13 protein-coding genes are annotated in these 15,127 nt (G+C 73.3%); 10 read left to right on the top strand and 3 right to left on the bottom strand.

Features of this window, described 5'->3' with window-relative positions:
• The first annotated feature begins 8 nt into the window (after nucleotides 1-8).
• Together ABT158_RS11255 and ABT158_RS11260 are read left to right on the top strand one after the other, a co-directional pair.
• Complete coding sequence (locus ABT158_RS11255; RefSeq protein WP_352352631.1) at nucleotides 9-953, top strand: ABC transporter permease; 945 nt, start codon at nucleotides 9-11, stop codon at nucleotides 951-953.
• On the top strand, nucleotides 950-1,861 hold the full coding sequence (locus ABT158_RS11260; RefSeq protein WP_352352632.1) for an ABC transporter permease: 912 nt from the start codon (nucleotides 950-952) through the stop codon (nucleotides 1,859-1,861). Before ABT158_RS11255 ends, ABT158_RS11260 begins: the two co-directional genes overlap by 4 nt.
• A 55-nt stretch (nucleotides 1,862-1,916) precedes the next feature.
• Here ABT158_RS11260 and ABT158_RS11265 read toward each other — a convergent pair whose 3' ends face one another.
• A complete protein-coding gene (locus ABT158_RS11265) occupies nucleotides 1,917-2,888 on the bottom strand; it encodes an aldo/keto reductase (RefSeq protein WP_352352633.1) in 972 nt (323 codons plus the stop codon).
• Nucleotides 2,889-3,002: 114 nt separating this feature from the next.
• Here ABT158_RS11265 and ABT158_RS11270 point away from each other — a divergent pair, with 114 nt between their 5' ends.
• Complete coding sequence (locus tag ABT158_RS11270) at nucleotides 3,003-3,749, top strand: SDR family NAD(P)-dependent oxidoreductase (protein WP_352352634.1); 747 nt, start codon at nucleotides 3,003-3,005, stop codon at nucleotides 3,747-3,749.
• A 41-nt stretch (nucleotides 3,750-3,790) separates the two neighbouring features.
• On the opposite strand, the gene ABT158_RS11275 is transcribed toward ABT158_RS11270, so the two are convergent.
• A complete protein-coding gene (locus ABT158_RS11275; RefSeq protein ID WP_352352635.1) occupies nucleotides 3,791-5,164 on the bottom strand; it encodes an amidohydrolase in 1,374 nt (457 codons plus the stop codon).
• Between the two features lie 83 nt (nucleotides 5,165-5,247).
• On the opposite strand from ABT158_RS11275, the gene ABT158_RS11280 reads away from it, so the two are divergent.
• The 3 genes from ABT158_RS11280 to ABT158_RS11290 are packed head-to-tail and all read left to right on the top strand — an operon-like array spanning nucleotide 5,248 to nucleotide 9,576.
• The gene (locus tag ABT158_RS11280) at nucleotides 5,248-6,351 is read left to right on the top strand and encodes a zinc-binding dehydrogenase (RefSeq protein WP_352352636.1); all 1,104 of its coding nucleotides are present in this window, start codon (nucleotides 5,248-5,250) and stop codon (nucleotides 6,349-6,351) included.
• 10 nt (nucleotides 6,352-6,361) lie between these two features.
• Nucleotides 6,362-7,315 carry an aldo/keto reductase gene (locus ABT158_RS11285; protein WP_352352637.1) on the top strand — a complete coding sequence of 318 codons (954 nt, stop codon included), beginning with the start codon at nucleotides 6,362-6,364 and terminating at the stop codon, nucleotides 7,313-7,315.
• Nucleotides 7,312-9,576, top strand: coding sequence for an arylsulfatase (locus ABT158_RS11290; protein WP_352352638.1), 2,265 nt, complete (start codon nucleotides 7,312-7,314; stop codon nucleotides 9,574-9,576). The genes ABT158_RS11285 and ABT158_RS11290 overlap by 4 nt, the downstream gene beginning before the upstream one ends.
• A 4-nt stretch (nucleotides 9,577-9,580) precedes the next feature.
• Here ABT158_RS11290 and ABT158_RS11295 read toward each other — a convergent pair whose 3' ends face one another.
• A complete protein-coding gene (locus tag ABT158_RS11295; RefSeq protein WP_352352639.1) occupies nucleotides 9,581-10,906 on the bottom strand; it encodes a glutamine synthetase family protein in 1,326 nt (441 codons plus the stop codon).
• A 127-nt stretch (nucleotides 10,907-11,033) separates the two neighbouring features.
• On the opposite strand from ABT158_RS11295, the gene ABT158_RS11300 reads away from it, so the two are divergent.
• From ABT158_RS11300 to ABT158_RS11315, 4 genes are read left to right on the top strand one after another with little or no spacing between them, the layout of a single operon-like run.
• Nucleotides 11,034-11,840 carry an acetoacetate decarboxylase family protein gene (locus tag ABT158_RS11300; RefSeq protein WP_352352640.1) on the top strand — a complete coding sequence of 269 codons (807 nt, stop codon included), beginning with the start codon at nucleotides 11,034-11,036 and terminating at the stop codon, nucleotides 11,838-11,840.
• A gap of 25 nt (nucleotides 11,841-11,865) precedes the next feature.
• Nucleotides 11,866-13,326, top strand: coding sequence for an aldehyde dehydrogenase (locus ABT158_RS11305; protein ID WP_352352641.1), 1,461 nt, complete (start codon nucleotides 11,866-11,868; stop codon nucleotides 13,324-13,326).
• A complete protein-coding gene (locus ABT158_RS11310; RefSeq protein WP_352352642.1) occupies nucleotides 13,319-14,227 on the top strand; it encodes a 3,4-dihydroxyphenylacetate 2,3-dioxygenase in 909 nt (302 codons plus the stop codon). Before ABT158_RS11305 ends, ABT158_RS11310 begins: the two co-directional genes overlap by 8 nt.
• Nucleotides 14,220-15,068: a fumarylacetoacetate hydrolase family protein gene (locus ABT158_RS11315; RefSeq protein ID WP_352352643.1), complete on the top strand. Its 849-nt coding sequence runs from the start codon at nucleotides 14,220-14,222 to the stop codon at nucleotides 15,066-15,068. The genes ABT158_RS11310 and ABT158_RS11315 overlap by 8 nt, the downstream gene beginning before the upstream one ends.
• Nucleotides 15,069-15,127: the final 59 nt, after the last annotated feature.

The following is a 15,127-nucleotide window of genomic DNA, read 5'->3' on the forward strand; positions in this document are numbered from 1 at the left end:
GGGGGAACATGGCGGGACTCCTGCTCCGGCGGCTGCGTGACCTGGTCGTCATCCTGCTGATCGTGGGCACGATGATGTTCTTCGTCATCCGCCTGATCCCGGGCGACCCGGCCATCGCCATCCTCGGCCCGACGGCCAGGCCGCAGGACGTCGAGGCGCTGCGGCAGAGCATGGGCCTGACGGGCTCGCTGTGGGAGCAGTACCTGAGCTGGCTCGGCAACGTGGCGGGCGGCGACTTCGGCTCGTCGATCACCTACCACGCGCCGGTGGTGGGGGTGGTGGCCGAGCACTTCGTCCCGACGCTGACCCTGGCGATGATCAGCACCGTCCTCAGCTTCGTCGTCGCGGTGCTGGTCACCTCGTGGAACGCGGTCTCGCCGCGCAACCCCGTGGCCCGCGCGCTCAACCTGCTCTCCTCGCTCGGTATGGCGATCCCCGACTTCTGGATCGCGCTGATCCTGGTGCTGGTGTTCGCCGTGTCGCTGCGCTGGTTCCCCTCCAGCGGGTACGCCGACCTCTTCGCCGATCCGGTCGCCGGGGTGCCGATGCTGGTGCTGCCGGTGGTGTGCCTGGTCATCGGGCAGTCGGCGCTGTTCACGCTGACCCTGCGGGAGAGCGTGCTCGGCGAGCTGCCGCAGACGTACCTGCGCACCGCGCGGGTCAAGGGCCTGTCGGAGCGGCAGGTCATGCTCAGGCACGTGCTGCCGAACGCGCTCATGCCGCTGGTCACCCAGCTCGGCAGCAACTTCGCGATGATGGTCGGCGGCATCGTGATCATCGAGTCGATCTTCGTCATCCCCGGGCTGGGGTCGTTGCTCATGGGCGCGGTCTCGACCCGGGACTTCCCGCTCGTCCAGGGCGTGACGCTGTTCGTCGCGCTGATGTTCGTGGTCGTCAACCTGGTCGTCGACCTGTCCTACGCCCTCCTCGACCCCAAGGTGCGTGTTTCGTGACTTCCGAGGCCGTCGCCGGGCGCGTCGGGACGGCCGGGCGGCCCTCCGCGGCCTCCCGCGCCTGGCGCCGCAACCGGGTGCTGATCACCGCTGCCGCGCTGCTCGTCCTCGTCGTGCTGGCCGTCGTGCTGCTGCCGGTGTTCCTGCCGGACGCGAACGCGACCGACCCGGTGCACCGGCTGCTGCCGCCCTCGGGCGACCACCTGCTCGGCACCGACTCCTACGGCCGGGACGTGCTGAGCCGCCTGGTCTCCGGCGGCCGGGCCTCGCTCGGCCTCTCGGCGCTCATCACGCTCTGCGCGGCGTTCACCGGCATGGTGATCGGCCTGGTCAGCGGCTTCTACCGGACCGTGGACGCGATCGTCATGCGGATCATGGACGCCTGGATGTCGTTCCCGGCGATCATCCTGGCCATGGCGCTGGCCATCGGGCTCGGCGCCAGCATCTGGACCGAGCTGATCGCGCTGACGGTCATCTTCACGCCGTTCACGGCCCGGGTGATCCGCAGCCGGGTGCTCGGCGTGGCGGCGCGGCAGTACATCGGGGCGGCGCGGGTGTCCGGCATGCGGCCGGCGAAGATCCTGTTCGTGCACGTGCTGCCCAACGTGCTGCCGCTGGCGCTGGTGCAGGTCGTGATCCTGTCGGCCTCGGCGATGCTGGTGGACGGCGCGATGAGCTTCCTCGGGCTGGGCATCGCGCCGCCCACGCCGACGTGGGGCAACATGATCGCCGAAGGGCGGTCGTACCTGACACAGGCGCCGTGGCTGATCGTGCTGCCGGGTGCGGCGATCATGCTCTGCGTGCTGCTGCTGAACCTCATCGGGTCGAGCATGCGCAACGTGGTGGACGCCCGCGCCCGGTCGATGAGCGAACTGCAGAAGCTGCGCACCCGCCGTCCGGCACGGTGACGGTGGGACCGCGCGGGGACCCCGGCGATCGCAGCCGGGCGTCCCCACGCCCGGGTCAGGGGGTCCAGACGCCGTCGGCGCGCACGTCGCGGTCCAGCCACAGGTCGGCCAGGGCCGCGCGCACCTGCGGGCCGTGCTCGCGCCACAGCCGCAACGCGCCCAGGTTGTCCGCCAGCTGGGCCGTCCTGCTCACCCCGAACAGCACGTTGGCCACCGCCGGGTGCTCCAGGCAGAACACGATCGCCACCTGGGCGGGGGTCGCGCCGAACTCGCCCGCGACCCGCGCGACGGCGTCCGCGGCCTGCCTGACGGCCTCCCGGATGCCGCCCGGGTCCGCGCCGATCTTCCGTTCGGGGAACTTCCTGCCCACCAGGATGCCGCCCTCGAAGACGTCGCTGGCCTGCAGCGCCAGCGCCCCGGAGGCGAAGTGCCGGCCGTAGAAGCCGCCCTCGGCCATCGAACGCCGGGCGATGCTGTACTTGAGCTGGGCGAAGCTCGGCGGCGTCAGCCCTTCCTCGGCGGCGAAGCTCAGCGCGAGGTCGACGTCCTCGGCGATCCAGTTGTTGACGCCCCAGCTCGTGAAGCGGCCGGCCGCGATCTGCTCGGCGACGTCGGTCACGATCCGCCGGATGTCGGGCCGCTGCAGGTAGTCGCCGACCACGACGGTCTCGGCGCTCTCGACGCCGACGCGGTCGAAGCTGACGTCGAGCTGCTCGCGGAAGCCCGTGCGCGGGTACTCCCACAGCCACAGCTTGCCGCAGAGCTGCCAGTCGTCCCGGCTCGTGCCCGCCTCGCGCACCGCCCGGCCGAAGATGAGGTCCGTACGGGCCTGTTCGGCGTGCGGGCCCATGTTGTAGTGGGCGACGTCGAAGAGGGTCACCCCGGCGTCGAGTGCCGCCCTGATCAGGGCCACCGCGTCGCCGAACTCCATGCGGTCCCAGGTGTTCCAGGAGCCCAGCCCGAACAGGGACGTCGTCGGGCCGCCCGGTCCGAGGCGCCGTGCCGGAACCCGCTGTGTGTCGCTCACGTCGATCCACTCCCTGCCGGATGAAGCCTTTTTTGTCTACGCTTGTATAATAATAAACCCAGGACGCCCGCGCAGCCCCGTCTGCGAAGGCCCGCACCGAACAGGAACCCCCACATGAGCGAACCTGTCGTCCCCAGGACCGTCCTCGTCACCGGCGGCGCGAGCGGCATCGGCCGCGGCGTCGCGGAAGCCTTCGCCGCGGCGGGCGATCGGGTCGTCATCGCCGACCTCGACGAGGCGCGGGCCAGGGCGGTCGCCGCCGAGCTCGGCGCCCACCACGTCCAGGTGGACGTCGGGGACGCCGCCTCCGTCGAGTCCGCCGTCGCGGCCGTCGCCGCCGAGCACGGCGACATCGGCGTGCTGGTGAACAACGCCGGGCACACCGCGGGCGGCGGCCCGCTCATCGGCCTCGACGTGGACGTCTTCGACGCCTGCGCCCGGGTCAACTTCCGCGGCACGTTCCTGATGACCCGGGCCGTCGGGGCGCACATGGTGGCGCGGGGCGTACGCGGCTGCATGGTCAACATCTCCTCCATCGGCGCCCGCCAGCCCACGCCCGGCCTCGGCCACTACGAGGCAACCAAGGCCGCCATCGACGCCCTGACCCGCTCGGCCGGCATCGAGTTGGCCCCCCACGGCATCCGCGTGAACGGCGTCGCCCCCGGGCCGGTGCTCACCCCGATGACGGCCATGTTCGCCACCGACGACGCGGCCAGGAAGGCGTGGGAGGCCCGGATCCCGCTGGGCTCGATCGCCCAGGTGGCCGACATCGTCCCCGCCGTGCTCTTCCTGGCCTCCGACGGCGCCCGCCACATCACCGGCGTCAGCCTCCAGGTGGACGGCGGCCAGCTCCTGGCCTGACCCGCCACCGGCGGGGCCGGGCCGCCACCCGGCCCCGTCGGTCAGTCCAGGGACACCCCGTCACGCAGGTGGACGATCCGGCCCGCGGTCACGGTGGCATCGACCGCGACCTGCGGCAGGTCGGCCGGCGCGACCTCCAGGGGGTCGCGCTCCAGCACGCAGAAGTCGGCGGCCTTGCCCCACTCCAGCGACCCCTTCCACGCCTCCGCGCCGTCCTGGACGGCGGGCGCGGTGGTGTAGCAGCGCAGCAGGCGGGTCATCAGCCGGGGGCGCGGCGCCCGCTCGCCGAGCAGCCCGCACGCCGCCGCCACCTGCGCCCGCCAGTCGGGCGTGGTCACCGGCCCGTCGCTGCTCAGGGTGAACGTCAGCCCGCCGGCCAGCAGTTCCTGCAGCGGCCAGGCCGTCCCGGCGACCTCCGGGCCGAGCGCGCCGGCCACCCAGTCGGCGGTGGCCGCCGCGATCACCGGCTGCGTGGTGAGGCCCATGCCGAGCCCGGCCATGCGGGCGATCTGGGCGGGGTTCACCAGGTCGCCGTGGATGACGTAGTGCCGCCTCGCGGCCGCGCGCTCGCCCGCCGGTTCGGCCGTCAGTTCGGCCACGGTGTCCACGAACGCGTCGATGGACCGGTCGCCGGTGGCGTGCACGCCGACCTGGAGGCCCGCCCGGTGCGCCAGCCGGATCATGGTGCGCAGGTTGTGCTCGCGCGCGGCGTCGTCCGCGCCCGCCACCAGCAGCGATCCGTGGCCGCCCGAGGTGTAGCGGTGGCAGGTCCAGGCCGAGCCCATGGGCGGGATGCCGTCGGCGAAGATCTTGAGCCCGGTCACGTTGAGCCAGGCGGGGTCGGTGCGGGGGAGGGGCGTGTCCAGGCCGGCGGCGACGTCCTCCAGGGTGCTGGGGCCGTCGAGGGTGCCGAACAGCCGCAACACGGTCACCCGTGCCCGCAGCTCGCCCTCCTTCGCCAGCGTCGCGTAGGTGTCCAGGACGGCCTGCGAGAAGCAGCCGGTCTCGCCGTCGTCCTCGCCGGGGCCGAGGCCGGGCTCGGTGTAGCTGGTGATGCCGAGCGAGGCGCAGATCCGCCCGGCGCGCAGGATGGCGGCCCGCCTGGACTCCTCGTCGGCCAGCAGCCGGCCCTGGTGGGCGGACAGGCCGTTCTCGCTGATCAGCGTGTCCGGCCAGACCGCTCCCAGCCAGGCGGCGTGCAGGTGCGAGTCGTTGATGCCGGGCAGGACCGTCCGGCCGGCCAGGGAGAGCACCCGGGTGCCGGGCCCGGCGTGCGCCAGGGCCTCCTCGTCCGTCCCGACCGCCACCAGGCGGCCGGCGCGCGCCGCCAGGCCGCTGGCCCGCCCGTCGCGGGCGTCGAAGGTGAGCACGTTGCCGCCGACCGCCACGAGGTCCGCGTACTCGTCCGCTGACACCGGGTTCCTCCTGAGGGGCTGTAATTGTTTGTCAACGAGTGTAGATTAACCACACTTAACGGTCGAAAGCCACGAAGGTGACCATGCCTACGAGAACCGCCGCCGCCGTCCTCACCGAGCACGGCAAGCCCCTCAGCCTTCAGGACGTACCGCTGCCCGACGCCGTCGAGCCCGGCGCCGCCCTGGTGCGCATCACCTGCACCACCCTGTGCGGCACCGACGTGCACCTGTGGGCCGGCCAGATGACCTTCCCCGGGATGTTGCCGATGATCCTTGGCCACGAGATGGTCGGCGAGGTCGTCGAGGCCGGGCCGGGCACCACCGACGCCCTCGGCCGCCCGATCGCCCCGGGTGACCGCATCGGCTGGTCGGAGTCCACCTGCGGCCACTGCTACGGCTGCGCCGTGCTGCGCCAGCCGGTCGCCTGCGCCAACCGCGGCTACGGCTTCACGCAGCGCGCCGACCGCCCCCCGTACGCCACGGGCGGCCTGGTCGAGTACTGCTACGTGACCCCGGGCGCGGCCAAGCTGCTGCTGCCCGCTGACGTCAAGGACACCTGGGCCTCGATGTCGGGCTGCGCGGCCAAGACCGTGCTGCGCGCCGTGGACCGGGCCGGCGGCATCAGGACCGGCTCCACCGTGGTGGTGCAGGGCGCGGGCGCGCTCGGCATCTTCGCCACGGCCGTCGCCAGGATCGCCGGGGCCGGCACCGTCATCACCGTGGGCGGCCCGGACGACCGGCTGGCCGCCGCCCGGCGCTTCGGCGCCGACGCGACCGTCTCGACCGACCTGGGCAAGGACGAGCGCGTCGCCCGGATCAGGGAGCTGGCCGGGGAGCGCGGCGCGGACTACGTGTTCGACCTGGCCGGAGCGCCCACCGTGGCCGAGGAGGCGGTCGCGGTGGCCGCCCAGCGCGGCACCGTCGTGATCGTCGGCTCCACCGGGTTCGAGCTCGCGCCCGTGCCGCTCGGCGCGGTCATGGGCAAGGAGCTGACCGTGGTCGGCTCGCTCAACGGCGACATCGCCGACTACCACCGCTCGATCGAGTTCTTCCAGACCTTCGCCGCCCGCATGCCGTGGGACGAGCTGTTCAGCGAGCCCGTCGGCCTGGCGCGGGCCACCGCCTGCGTCGAGTCGATGTCCAGGCTCGGTGAGATCAAGGCCGTCATCGACCCCCGCCTGCCCTAGGAGAGCCACCGTGCAGACCATCCCGCGCCGCCGCATCGGGCGCACCGGACCGGAGACGGGCGTGCTCGCGCTCGGCTCCTGGCACACCTACGACCGCATGGACTTCCACGACGCGGTCGCCATGATCCGCGAGGCCGTGGACCACGGCATCGACCTGTTCGACGTCGGCGTCTACGGCTTCCCCGGCATGCCGCCCGTGTTCACCGACGTGATCTTCTCGGCCCTGGTGCGCGCGGCCGGCCTGCGCCGCGAGGACTACCTGCTCTCCTCCAAGCTGTGGCTGGAGGGCTACCCGGAGCACAGCCTGCGCGACCAGCTGCTCAACGCCCTGTTCCGGGCCGGCGCCGACCACGCCGACCTCGTGGTGCTGGGCGACCTGCGGCACGACGGCGTGGACCTGCACCGGCTCGTCCTCGACCTGGCCGGCCTGGCCAAGGAAGGGCTGATCCGGAGCTGGGGCGTCAACAACTGGTCGGCGTCGAACGTGCAGACGCTCATCGACGCCGCAACCGGCGAGGGCGTCGAGGGCCCGGCCATCGCGCAGCTGAAGTACAGCGTCTCGCGACGCTCGATCCCCGACGGCGCGCCGTTCGCCCGCATCTTCGCTCAGGGCGTCACGCTGCAGTCCTCCGACGTGCTGGAGGGCGGCGTGCTGCTGGGCAAGGGCGTGGACCGGCAGGTCGGCCGCGACCCCGGCGGCATCAGGGAGCGCATCGCGGCCTCGGCGGGCGAGCTGGCCGCGATCGCCGCCGGCCTGGACGCCACCCCGGCGCAGGTGTGCGTGGCCTTCACGCTCACCCACCCGGCCAACACCACCACCCTGTTCGGCGCGACCAGCCTGGACCAGCTGCGCGACAACCTGGCGGCCGTGGAGCTGGTCGAGCGGGTCGGCGCCGAGGAGCTGCGGGCGCTGGTGGCGCCGCTGTGGGCCGACCAGGACGCCGTCGATCCGGAGGGGCCGTGAGCACGCCGCCGAGCAGGGGGTACGAGGGTTTCGGCGGCACGGCCCGCGAGCTGGCCTCGCAGTCCACGCCCTGGTGGCCGCGGCCGCGACGGGCGCGTCCCGGGGCGCCCAACGTGGTGGTCGTGCTGGTGGACGACCTGGGGTTCAGCGACCTGTCGCCGTTCGGCTCGGAGATCGACACGCCGCACGTGCAGGCGCTGGCCGAGTCGGGATACCGGTTCACCAACTACCACAGCACCCCGCTCTGCTCGCCCTCCAGGGCCGCGCTGATGACCGGGCTCAACCCGCACCGGGCCGGGTTCGCGATGGTGGCCCACGTGGACCCGGGCTATCCCGGCTACCGGATGGAGATCCCGCGGGAGGTGCCCACGCTGGCCGAGTCGTTCCGGGCCGGCGGGTACGCGACGTTCATGGTCGGCAAGTGGCACCTGACCATCGAGTCCAAGCTGCACGACGGCGCCGACAAGAGCTCCTGGCCGCTCCAGCGCGGTTTCGACCGCTACTACGGCTCCATGGACGGCTTCACCTCCCTGTTCCACCCGCACCGCCTGATCAGCGACAACGGCCCGATCCCCGACGAGGGCTTCCCGGACGACTTCTACCTGACCGACGCCCTCACCGACCGCGCCATCGGCATGATCAACGGCCTGCGCGCCAACGACGCCGACAAGCCGTTCTTCCTCTACTTCGCCCACCAGGCCGTGCACGGCCCGGTGCAGGCCAAGCCGGCCGACGTCGCCAAGTACCGCGGCCGCTACGACGCGGGCTGGGCGAGGATCCGCGAGGAGCGCTTCGCCCGCCAGCTGCGCGACGGCCTCTTCCCCGAGGGCACCCGGCCGTCCGACCCGGACCTGGCGCCGTGGGAGGAGCGCACCGAGCTGTACGCCCGCCACATGGAGGTCTACGCCGCCGCCGTGGACGCCGTGGACCAGAGCCTCGGCCGGCTGGTCGAGCACCTCAAGCGCATCGGCGAGTACGACAACACCGTCATCGTCGTCACCAGCGACAACGGCGCGACCGCCGAGGGCGGCCCCGAGGGCACCCGCAGCTACCTCAGCCGCTTCGTGCACCTGGCCGGCCTGCCCGACGACTGGTGCCACGACGTGCCGCGCGACCTCGGCCTCGTCGGCGGCCCCCAGGTCCACGGCCACTACCCGCGCGGCTGGGGGAACGTCTCCAACACCCCGTTCCGCCGCTACAAGGGCCACGCCTACGCGGGCGGCATCCACGTGCCGTTCGTGTTGTCGTGGCCGGCCGGGCTGCCCAGGCAGGCCGGCGACCCGGGCGTGCGCGACCAGTACGCCTACGTCACCGACGTCGCGCCCACCCTCCTCACCCTGGCCGGCCTGGACCAGCCGCCGGACGTGGACGGCGTGCCGTTCGACCACTTCCTGCGCGAGCGCGACCGGCCGAGCCGGCACCGCTCGCAGTACGTCGAGAGCGGCGGGCAGCGCGGCTACTTCGAGGACCACTACAAGCTCATCGCCCCGCACCTGCCCGGCACGCCGTTCACCGACGACGGCTGGGAGCTGTACGACATCGCCCGCGACCCGGCCGAGACCACCGACCTGGCCGCCGAGCAGCCGGAACGGGTGGCCGACCTGGCCGCGAAGTGGCGGGCGGCGGCCTGGCTCAACACGGTCTTCCCGCTGGCCGACACGCCGGACATGCTCAACACCCGGCCGCCGGCCGAGCTGGCGCTGTCGGAGCCGGTCACGATCCACCCGGGCACCCCGGTGCTGGAACGGTTCCGGTCGAGCAAGCTCACCGCCATGCGGTCGTTCACGATCGAGGCGTGGCTGGAGCGGCGGCCGGGCGACGAGGGCGTGATCGTGGCCCACGGCGACCAGGGCGGCGGCTACGTCCTGTACGTCGAGGACGGCGAGCTGCGGCTGACGTACAACGCCTACGGCGTGCCGGTGCGGGCGGCCGGCCCGATCCCGGCGGAGGGGCCGGTGACCGTCACGGCCCGTTTCACGGCGCTGCCGGAGGTGCGCTGGGACATCGAGGTGCTGGCGGACGGCAAGCCGGTGCTGGCCGTCGAGCGGGTCCCGCAGCTGCTCGGCATGGCCCCCTTCACCGGCATCAGCGTCGGCTTCGACTACGGCGGCCCGGTGGACTGGGAGCTGCACGAGCGCCGGGGCGTGTTCCGCTACCGGCGCGGCCTGGACCGGGTGCGGTACGTCCCGGGGGAGAAGGCGCCCTACAACCCGGAGATCATCGCGCTGGCCGAGGACCTGGCGCAGCGCGCGATCGAATGACGGGTCACAGGTGGTAGGCGTACTCGCCGAACTCCCAGTCGGTGACGTGCCGCTGGAAGCGGGCGACCTCGTCGCGCTTGTAGGCCAGGAAGGCGGCGGTGAAGTCCTTGCCGAGCAGCTCGGTGAGCTCGCCGTCGGCCTCCAGGGCGTCCAGGGCCTCGGGCAGGGTCATCGGCAGCACCGGGGCCTTGGAGGCGTCGTAGCCGTACCCGACGAGCGGCGCGGGCGGCTCCTGGGCCGCCCGCACGCCCAGCAGCGCGGCGGCCGCGGTCCCGGCGACCAGCAGGTACGGGTTGGCGCTGGCGTCACCGAGCCGCAGCTCGAAGCGGGCGCCCGCGCCGCGCTCCGGCGGGACGCGGAGCATAGCGCTGCGGTTGTCGAGCCCCCAGTCGACGAGCCAGGGGGCCAGCGTGTCGGGGCCGAACCGCTTGTAGGAGTTGACCGTCGGGTTGGCCAGCGCCGCCAGCGCGGGGGCGTGGGCCAGCACGCCCGCGATCGCGTGCCGCGCGGTCGCCGACAGCCCGTACGGTGCGGCCGGGTCGTCGAAGGCGTTGCCGCCGTCCTCGCCCAGGCACGACAGGTGCAGGTGGAACCCCGACCCGCCTTCGTCGTTGAACGGCTTGGCCATGAACGTCGCCAGCCTGCCCTCCACCCGCGCCAGCTCCTTGACCGCGGCCTTGAACCAGAAGGCCCGGTCGGCCGCGTCGAGCGCCTCGGAGTGCCGCAGGTTGATCTCGAACTGGCCGCTGCTGAACTCGTGGTTGCCCGCCGTCACGCCGAGGCCGAGGTCGCGCAGGTGCCGCAGAGTGCGGGTGAGGTGGCCGTCGGGGTCGCCGCGGCGGCCGGCGGTGTAGACGTTGCCGGTGGCCTCGGCGTAGCGCTGCCAGCCGCCCGCGGGGGCCGGGTCGCACAGGAAGTACTCCAGCTCGGGCCCGACGACCGGGCGCAGGCCCTGCTCGGCGCACCGGGCCAGCACGGCGCGCAGCAGGTCGCGGGGCGACTCGGGGGCCGCGGCGCCGGTGGCCGGGTCGACGACGTCGCCGTGGCACCAGGCCACGCCGGGCTCCCACGGCAGCGGCGCCAGCGTGGCCAGGTCGGGAATGACGGCGATGTCGGGCAGCCCCGCGTCCAGGCCGCCGCTGATGTCGGCGGTGCCGCCGCGCGGGGTGGAGTGGTAGACGGCGCGGCAGAAGGCGAGGCCGTGACCGAGGGCGTCGGGCAGCGCCTCCAGCAGGACGTCGCGGGCGCGGTCGGTCCCGGTCAGGTCGGGGTAGGTCACGCGGACCACGTCGACGCCCCGCTCGGTCAGGCGGTCGATGTGCTGCTGCACCGGTCTCTCCTAGGGTCGTTTGACGCCAAACGTAACGGGCTCGTATTGGCTGCCGCAAGAGCTGTTGACCGATCGGCCTCCATGTTCATATTTTATTTGGAACCAAACGAGTTCCAGGAGGACCATCTTGGCCGGCGTCCGCGGCTACTTCCACCCCAAGACGGCCACGGGCCGCTCGTCCCTCGTCCCGGAGCCGCCCTGGCACTACTCCGGCGACCTGCTCACGATCGAGTACCGCACCGACCCCGGCCGGGTGCGTGAGCTGCTGCCCGAACCGCTGGAACTCGCCGCCGAGGACCCGGGCGCGGTCGCGCTCATCTGGGCCGACTGGCAGTCCTGCGCCGCCTCCGGCGAGGAGCTGCTGGACCCGGTGCGCTCGCAGTACAAGGAGGCGTTCGCCGTCGTCCGGTGTTCCTACCGGGGGCGGACCTACTCCAGGTGCGTCTACATCTGGGTGGACAAGGACTTCGCCCTCGCCAGGGGGCTGCACCAGGGCTATCCGAAGAAGCTGGGGTCGATCCACCAGACCAGGCCGCACCCGTACGGCCCCGCGCCCCGCATCGAGGCGGGCGCCCGGTTCGGCGCGACGCTGGCCGCCGCCGACCGCCGCCTGGCCCAGGCCGTGGTGACCCTGCGCGAGCCGTCGCCGCACAACGGGTTCGTCAACGGCCACCCCATGGCCCACCACCGCTGGCTGCCCGCCATCGGCAAGGGCGGCGGCCTGGCGCTCGACGAGCTGGTCGAGTCCGGCGCCGCCGCCTTCGAGGCCGGCCAGGCGTGGGCGGGCGACGCCGAGCTGGAGCTGTTCGACGCCCCCACCGAGGAGCTGTCCCGGCTGGCCGTCCGCGAGCCCATCGGCGCCTACTTCCGCCAGGTCGGCGTGGTGTGGGACGGCGGCACGCTGCTGGAATCCGGCACCTCCGGCGCGCACTAGCCCCTTGAGATTGGAAGCACCCGACATGTCCGAACAGATCACCGTCGCCGGGGTCACCGTCGACACCCGCCACTGGATCGGCGGCCGGCGCGTCGCCTCCGCGCGCACGTTCACCGACCTCTCGCCCATCGACGGCGCCGCGCTCGGCGAGATCGCCCGCGGCGGCCCCGACGAGGTGCACGCCGCCGTCACCGCCGCCCAGGACGCCTTCCCCGGCTGGGCCGCCACCCCGCGCGCCGGCCGGGCCGCCGTGCTGCGGGCCATCGCCGACGGCGTCGAGAAGCGGCTGGAGGAGCTGGCCGCCGTCGAGACCCGCGACAACGGCGCCCTGCTGCGCTCGCACCGCCGCGGCGTCATGCCCCGCGTGGCGCACAACTTCCGCTTCTTCGCCGACTGGCTGGAGGGCCTCGGCCACGACGACTTCGACACCCGCGGCCACGCCAACCACGTCTCCTGGGACCCGGCCGGACCCTGCGCCCTGATCACGCCGTGGAACGCGCCGCTCATGCTGGCCACCTGGAAGATCGCCCCCGCGCTCGCCGCCGGGAACTCGGTGGTGCTCAAGCCCGCCGAGTGGTCGCCGCTCACCGCCTCCCTGCTGGCCGACGTCGCCGCCGCGGCCGGGCTGCCGGACGGCGTGTTCAACGTCGTCCAGGGGTTCGGCGAGGAGGCCGGGCAGGCCCTGGTCGAGCACCACGGCGTGCGCCGCGTCAGCTTCACCGGCTCGGTGCCGACCGCGCGGCGCATCGCCCGCTCGGCCGCCGCCAACCTCACCCCGCTCAGCCTGGAGCTGGGCGGCAAGTCGCCGCTGCTGGTCTTCGCCGACGCCGACCTCGACCTGGCTGTGGACCTGGCCGTCGAGCAGTACGACAACGCCGGGCAGGTCTGCCTGGCCGCCACCCGGCTGCTGGTCGAGGCGCCGATCGCCGAGGAGTTCGTCCGCCGCTTCACCGAACGCGCCACGGCCCTGGTCCAGGGCGACCCGCGCGACGAGGCCACCGACGTCGGCCCCAACATCCACCCGCGCCAGGTGGAGAAGATCGACGGGTTCGTCCGGCGGGCCCTCGCGGCCGGGGCGCGCGCCGTCATCGGCGGCGAGCGCGGGGACGGCCTGTACTACCGGCCCACCCTGCTCACCGGCGTGGCCCAGGACAGCGAGATCGTCCAGGAGGAGGTCTTCGGCCCGGTGCTCACGCTGCAGACGTTCGAGACCGAGGAGGAGGCCGTCCGGCTGGCCAACGACACCCGCTTCGGCCTGGCCGCCACCGTCGCGACCGGCGACCGCGAGCGCGCCCGCCGGGTCACCGAACGGCTGGTGGCGGGCACGGTGTGGGTCAACTGCTTCTTCGTGCGCGACCTGCGCGCGCCCTTCGGCGGCTCCCGCGAGTCCGGCGTCGGCCGCGAGGGCGGCACCTGGAGCTTCGACTTCTACTGCGACCTGAAGAACACCGTCACGGCGCCGAAGGGCTGGAACGACCATGGGTGAGATCGTCGGCGCGGGCCTGCTCGCGCACGTCCCCACCATCGTGCTGCCCGAGTCCACCCGGCGGGAGCTGAACGAGGGCAAGGAGATCACCCTCGTCACCGGCCTGCGCGAGCTGCGCCGGGACGTCTTCGAGCGCGACGACTACGACACCGTCGTGGTGCTGGACTCCCACTGGGCCACCACGGTCGAGTTCGTGGTCACCGCCCAGGCGCGCCGGGCCGGGCTGTACACCTCCGAGGAGCTGCCGCGCGGCATGTGCCGGATGCCGTACGACTTCCCCGGCGACCCCGAGCTGGCCCGCAACGTGGCCTCCTTCGCGGGCCGGCACGGCACCTGGATCACCCCCATCGACGACGAGTACCTGCCGATCTACTACGCCACCACCAACCTGTGGAAGTACCTCGGCGAGGGCCTGCCCGCCAAGCGCTGGGTGAGCATCGGCGTCTGCCAGACCGGCGACATGGAGGACCACCTGCGGCTCGGCCGCGCGCTGGCCGACGGCGTCGCGGCCACCGACCGCCGGGTGCTGGTGATCGCCTCCGGCGCGCTGTCGCACACGTTCTGGCCGCTGCGCGAGCTGCGCGACCACGAGTCCAGCGACCCGCGGCACGTCTTCACCCCCGAGGCCCGCGCCGCCGACCTGCGGCGCATCGAATGGTTCCGGCAGGGCCGGCACGACGAGGTCCTGCGCACGATGCCGGAGTTCCGGACGTACAAGCCCGAGGCCCGCTTCCACCACTACGTCATGCTGGCCGGCGCCCTCGGCGAGGAGCGCTGCACGGCCCCCGCCCGCCAGTACGGCGAGTACGAGAACTCCGTCGGCACCGGCCAGGCCCTGCTCTGGTTCGACCGCCCGTCCGGCGGCTGGACCGCACCCCGACAGGAGAACGCCCATGCCTGAGTACCGCCGCGTCCTGCTGGACGGCGCCGTCACCGAGACCGTCCGCGACGGGGACGAGCTCGTCGCCGCGGACGGCCGCCGGATCAGCGCCGACGAGGCCGCGCACCTGCCGCCGGTCGTCCCCACGAAGATCATCGCGGTGCACCTGAACCACCGCAGCCGGGTCGAGGAGTTCCGGACCCGGCTGCCGGACGCGCCGACCTACTTCCACAAGCCCACCTCCTCGCTCAACTCCCACCGGGGCGCGGTCGTGCGGCCCGAGGGCTGCAAGTGGCTCAACTACGAGGGCGAGATCGCCATCGTCATCGGCCGGACCTGCCGCAACATCGCCCCTTCCGAGGCCGGCGCGCACATCGCGGGCTACACCGTGGCCAACGACTTCGGGCTGCACGACTTCCGCGACACCGACGCCGGCTCGATGCTGCGCGTCAAGGGCTCCGACACGCTCTGCCCGCTCGGCCCCGGCCTGGTGACCGGCTGGGACTTCCGCGGCAAACGCCTGCGCACGTACGTCAACGGCGAGGTCGTGCAGGACGGCAACACCGACGAGATGACCTGGGACATGCACTACCTGGTCGCCGACATCGCCCGGACGATCACCCTCTTCCCCGGCGACGTGCTGCTGTCGGGCACCCCGGCGGGCTCGCGGCCCGTCCGGCCGGGGGACGTCGTCGAGGTCGAGGCCGAAGGGCTCGGCCGGCTGACCAACCACGTCGTGACCGGGCCGGTGCCGATCCGCTCCGACGTCGGCGCCCAGCCGACGGAGTCGGAGGAGGTGCGCTCGACCGCCCTCGGCGGCGACTGGGAGTTCCGCGGCATCCGCCCACCACACCGCTCGTAGCGACGGGGGCGGCGGCCCGCCGCGGCCGCTCGTGAGCCGCCCGGGGCGGCGGCCGGCTG

Source organism: Nonomuraea sp. NPDC001636, from assembly GCF_040298265.1.
In the GTDB taxonomy this organism is placed as follows: domain Bacteria; phylum Actinomycetota; class Actinomycetes; order Streptosporangiales; family Streptosporangiaceae; genus Nonomuraea.

What these genes read in the sequence shown, in the direction of transcription:
- ABT158_RS11280 (WP_352352636.1), top strand. Translation starts at nt 5,248, where the DNA reads ATGCCTACGAGAACCGCCGCCGCCGTCCTCACCGAGCACGGCAAGCCC.
- ABT158_RS11270 (WP_352352634.1), top strand. Translation starts at nt 3,003, where the DNA reads ATGAGCGAACCTGTCGTCCCCAGGACCGTCCTCGTCACCGGCGGCGCG.
- ABT158_RS11255 (WP_352352631.1), top strand. Translation starts at nt 9, where the DNA reads ATGGCGGGACTCCTGCTCCGGCGGCTGCGTGACCTGGTCGTCATCCTG.
- ABT158_RS11305 (WP_352352641.1), top strand. Translation starts at nt 11,866, where the DNA reads ATGTCCGAACAGATCACCGTCGCCGGGGTCACCGTCGACACCCGCCAC.
- ABT158_RS11315 (WP_352352643.1), top strand. Translation starts at nt 14,220, where the DNA reads ATGCCTGAGTACCGCCGCGTCCTGCTGGACGGCGCCGTCACCGAGACC.
- ABT158_RS11310 (WP_352352642.1), top strand. Translation starts at nt 13,319, where the DNA reads ATGGGTGAGATCGTCGGCGCGGGCCTGCTCGCGCACGTCCCCACCATC.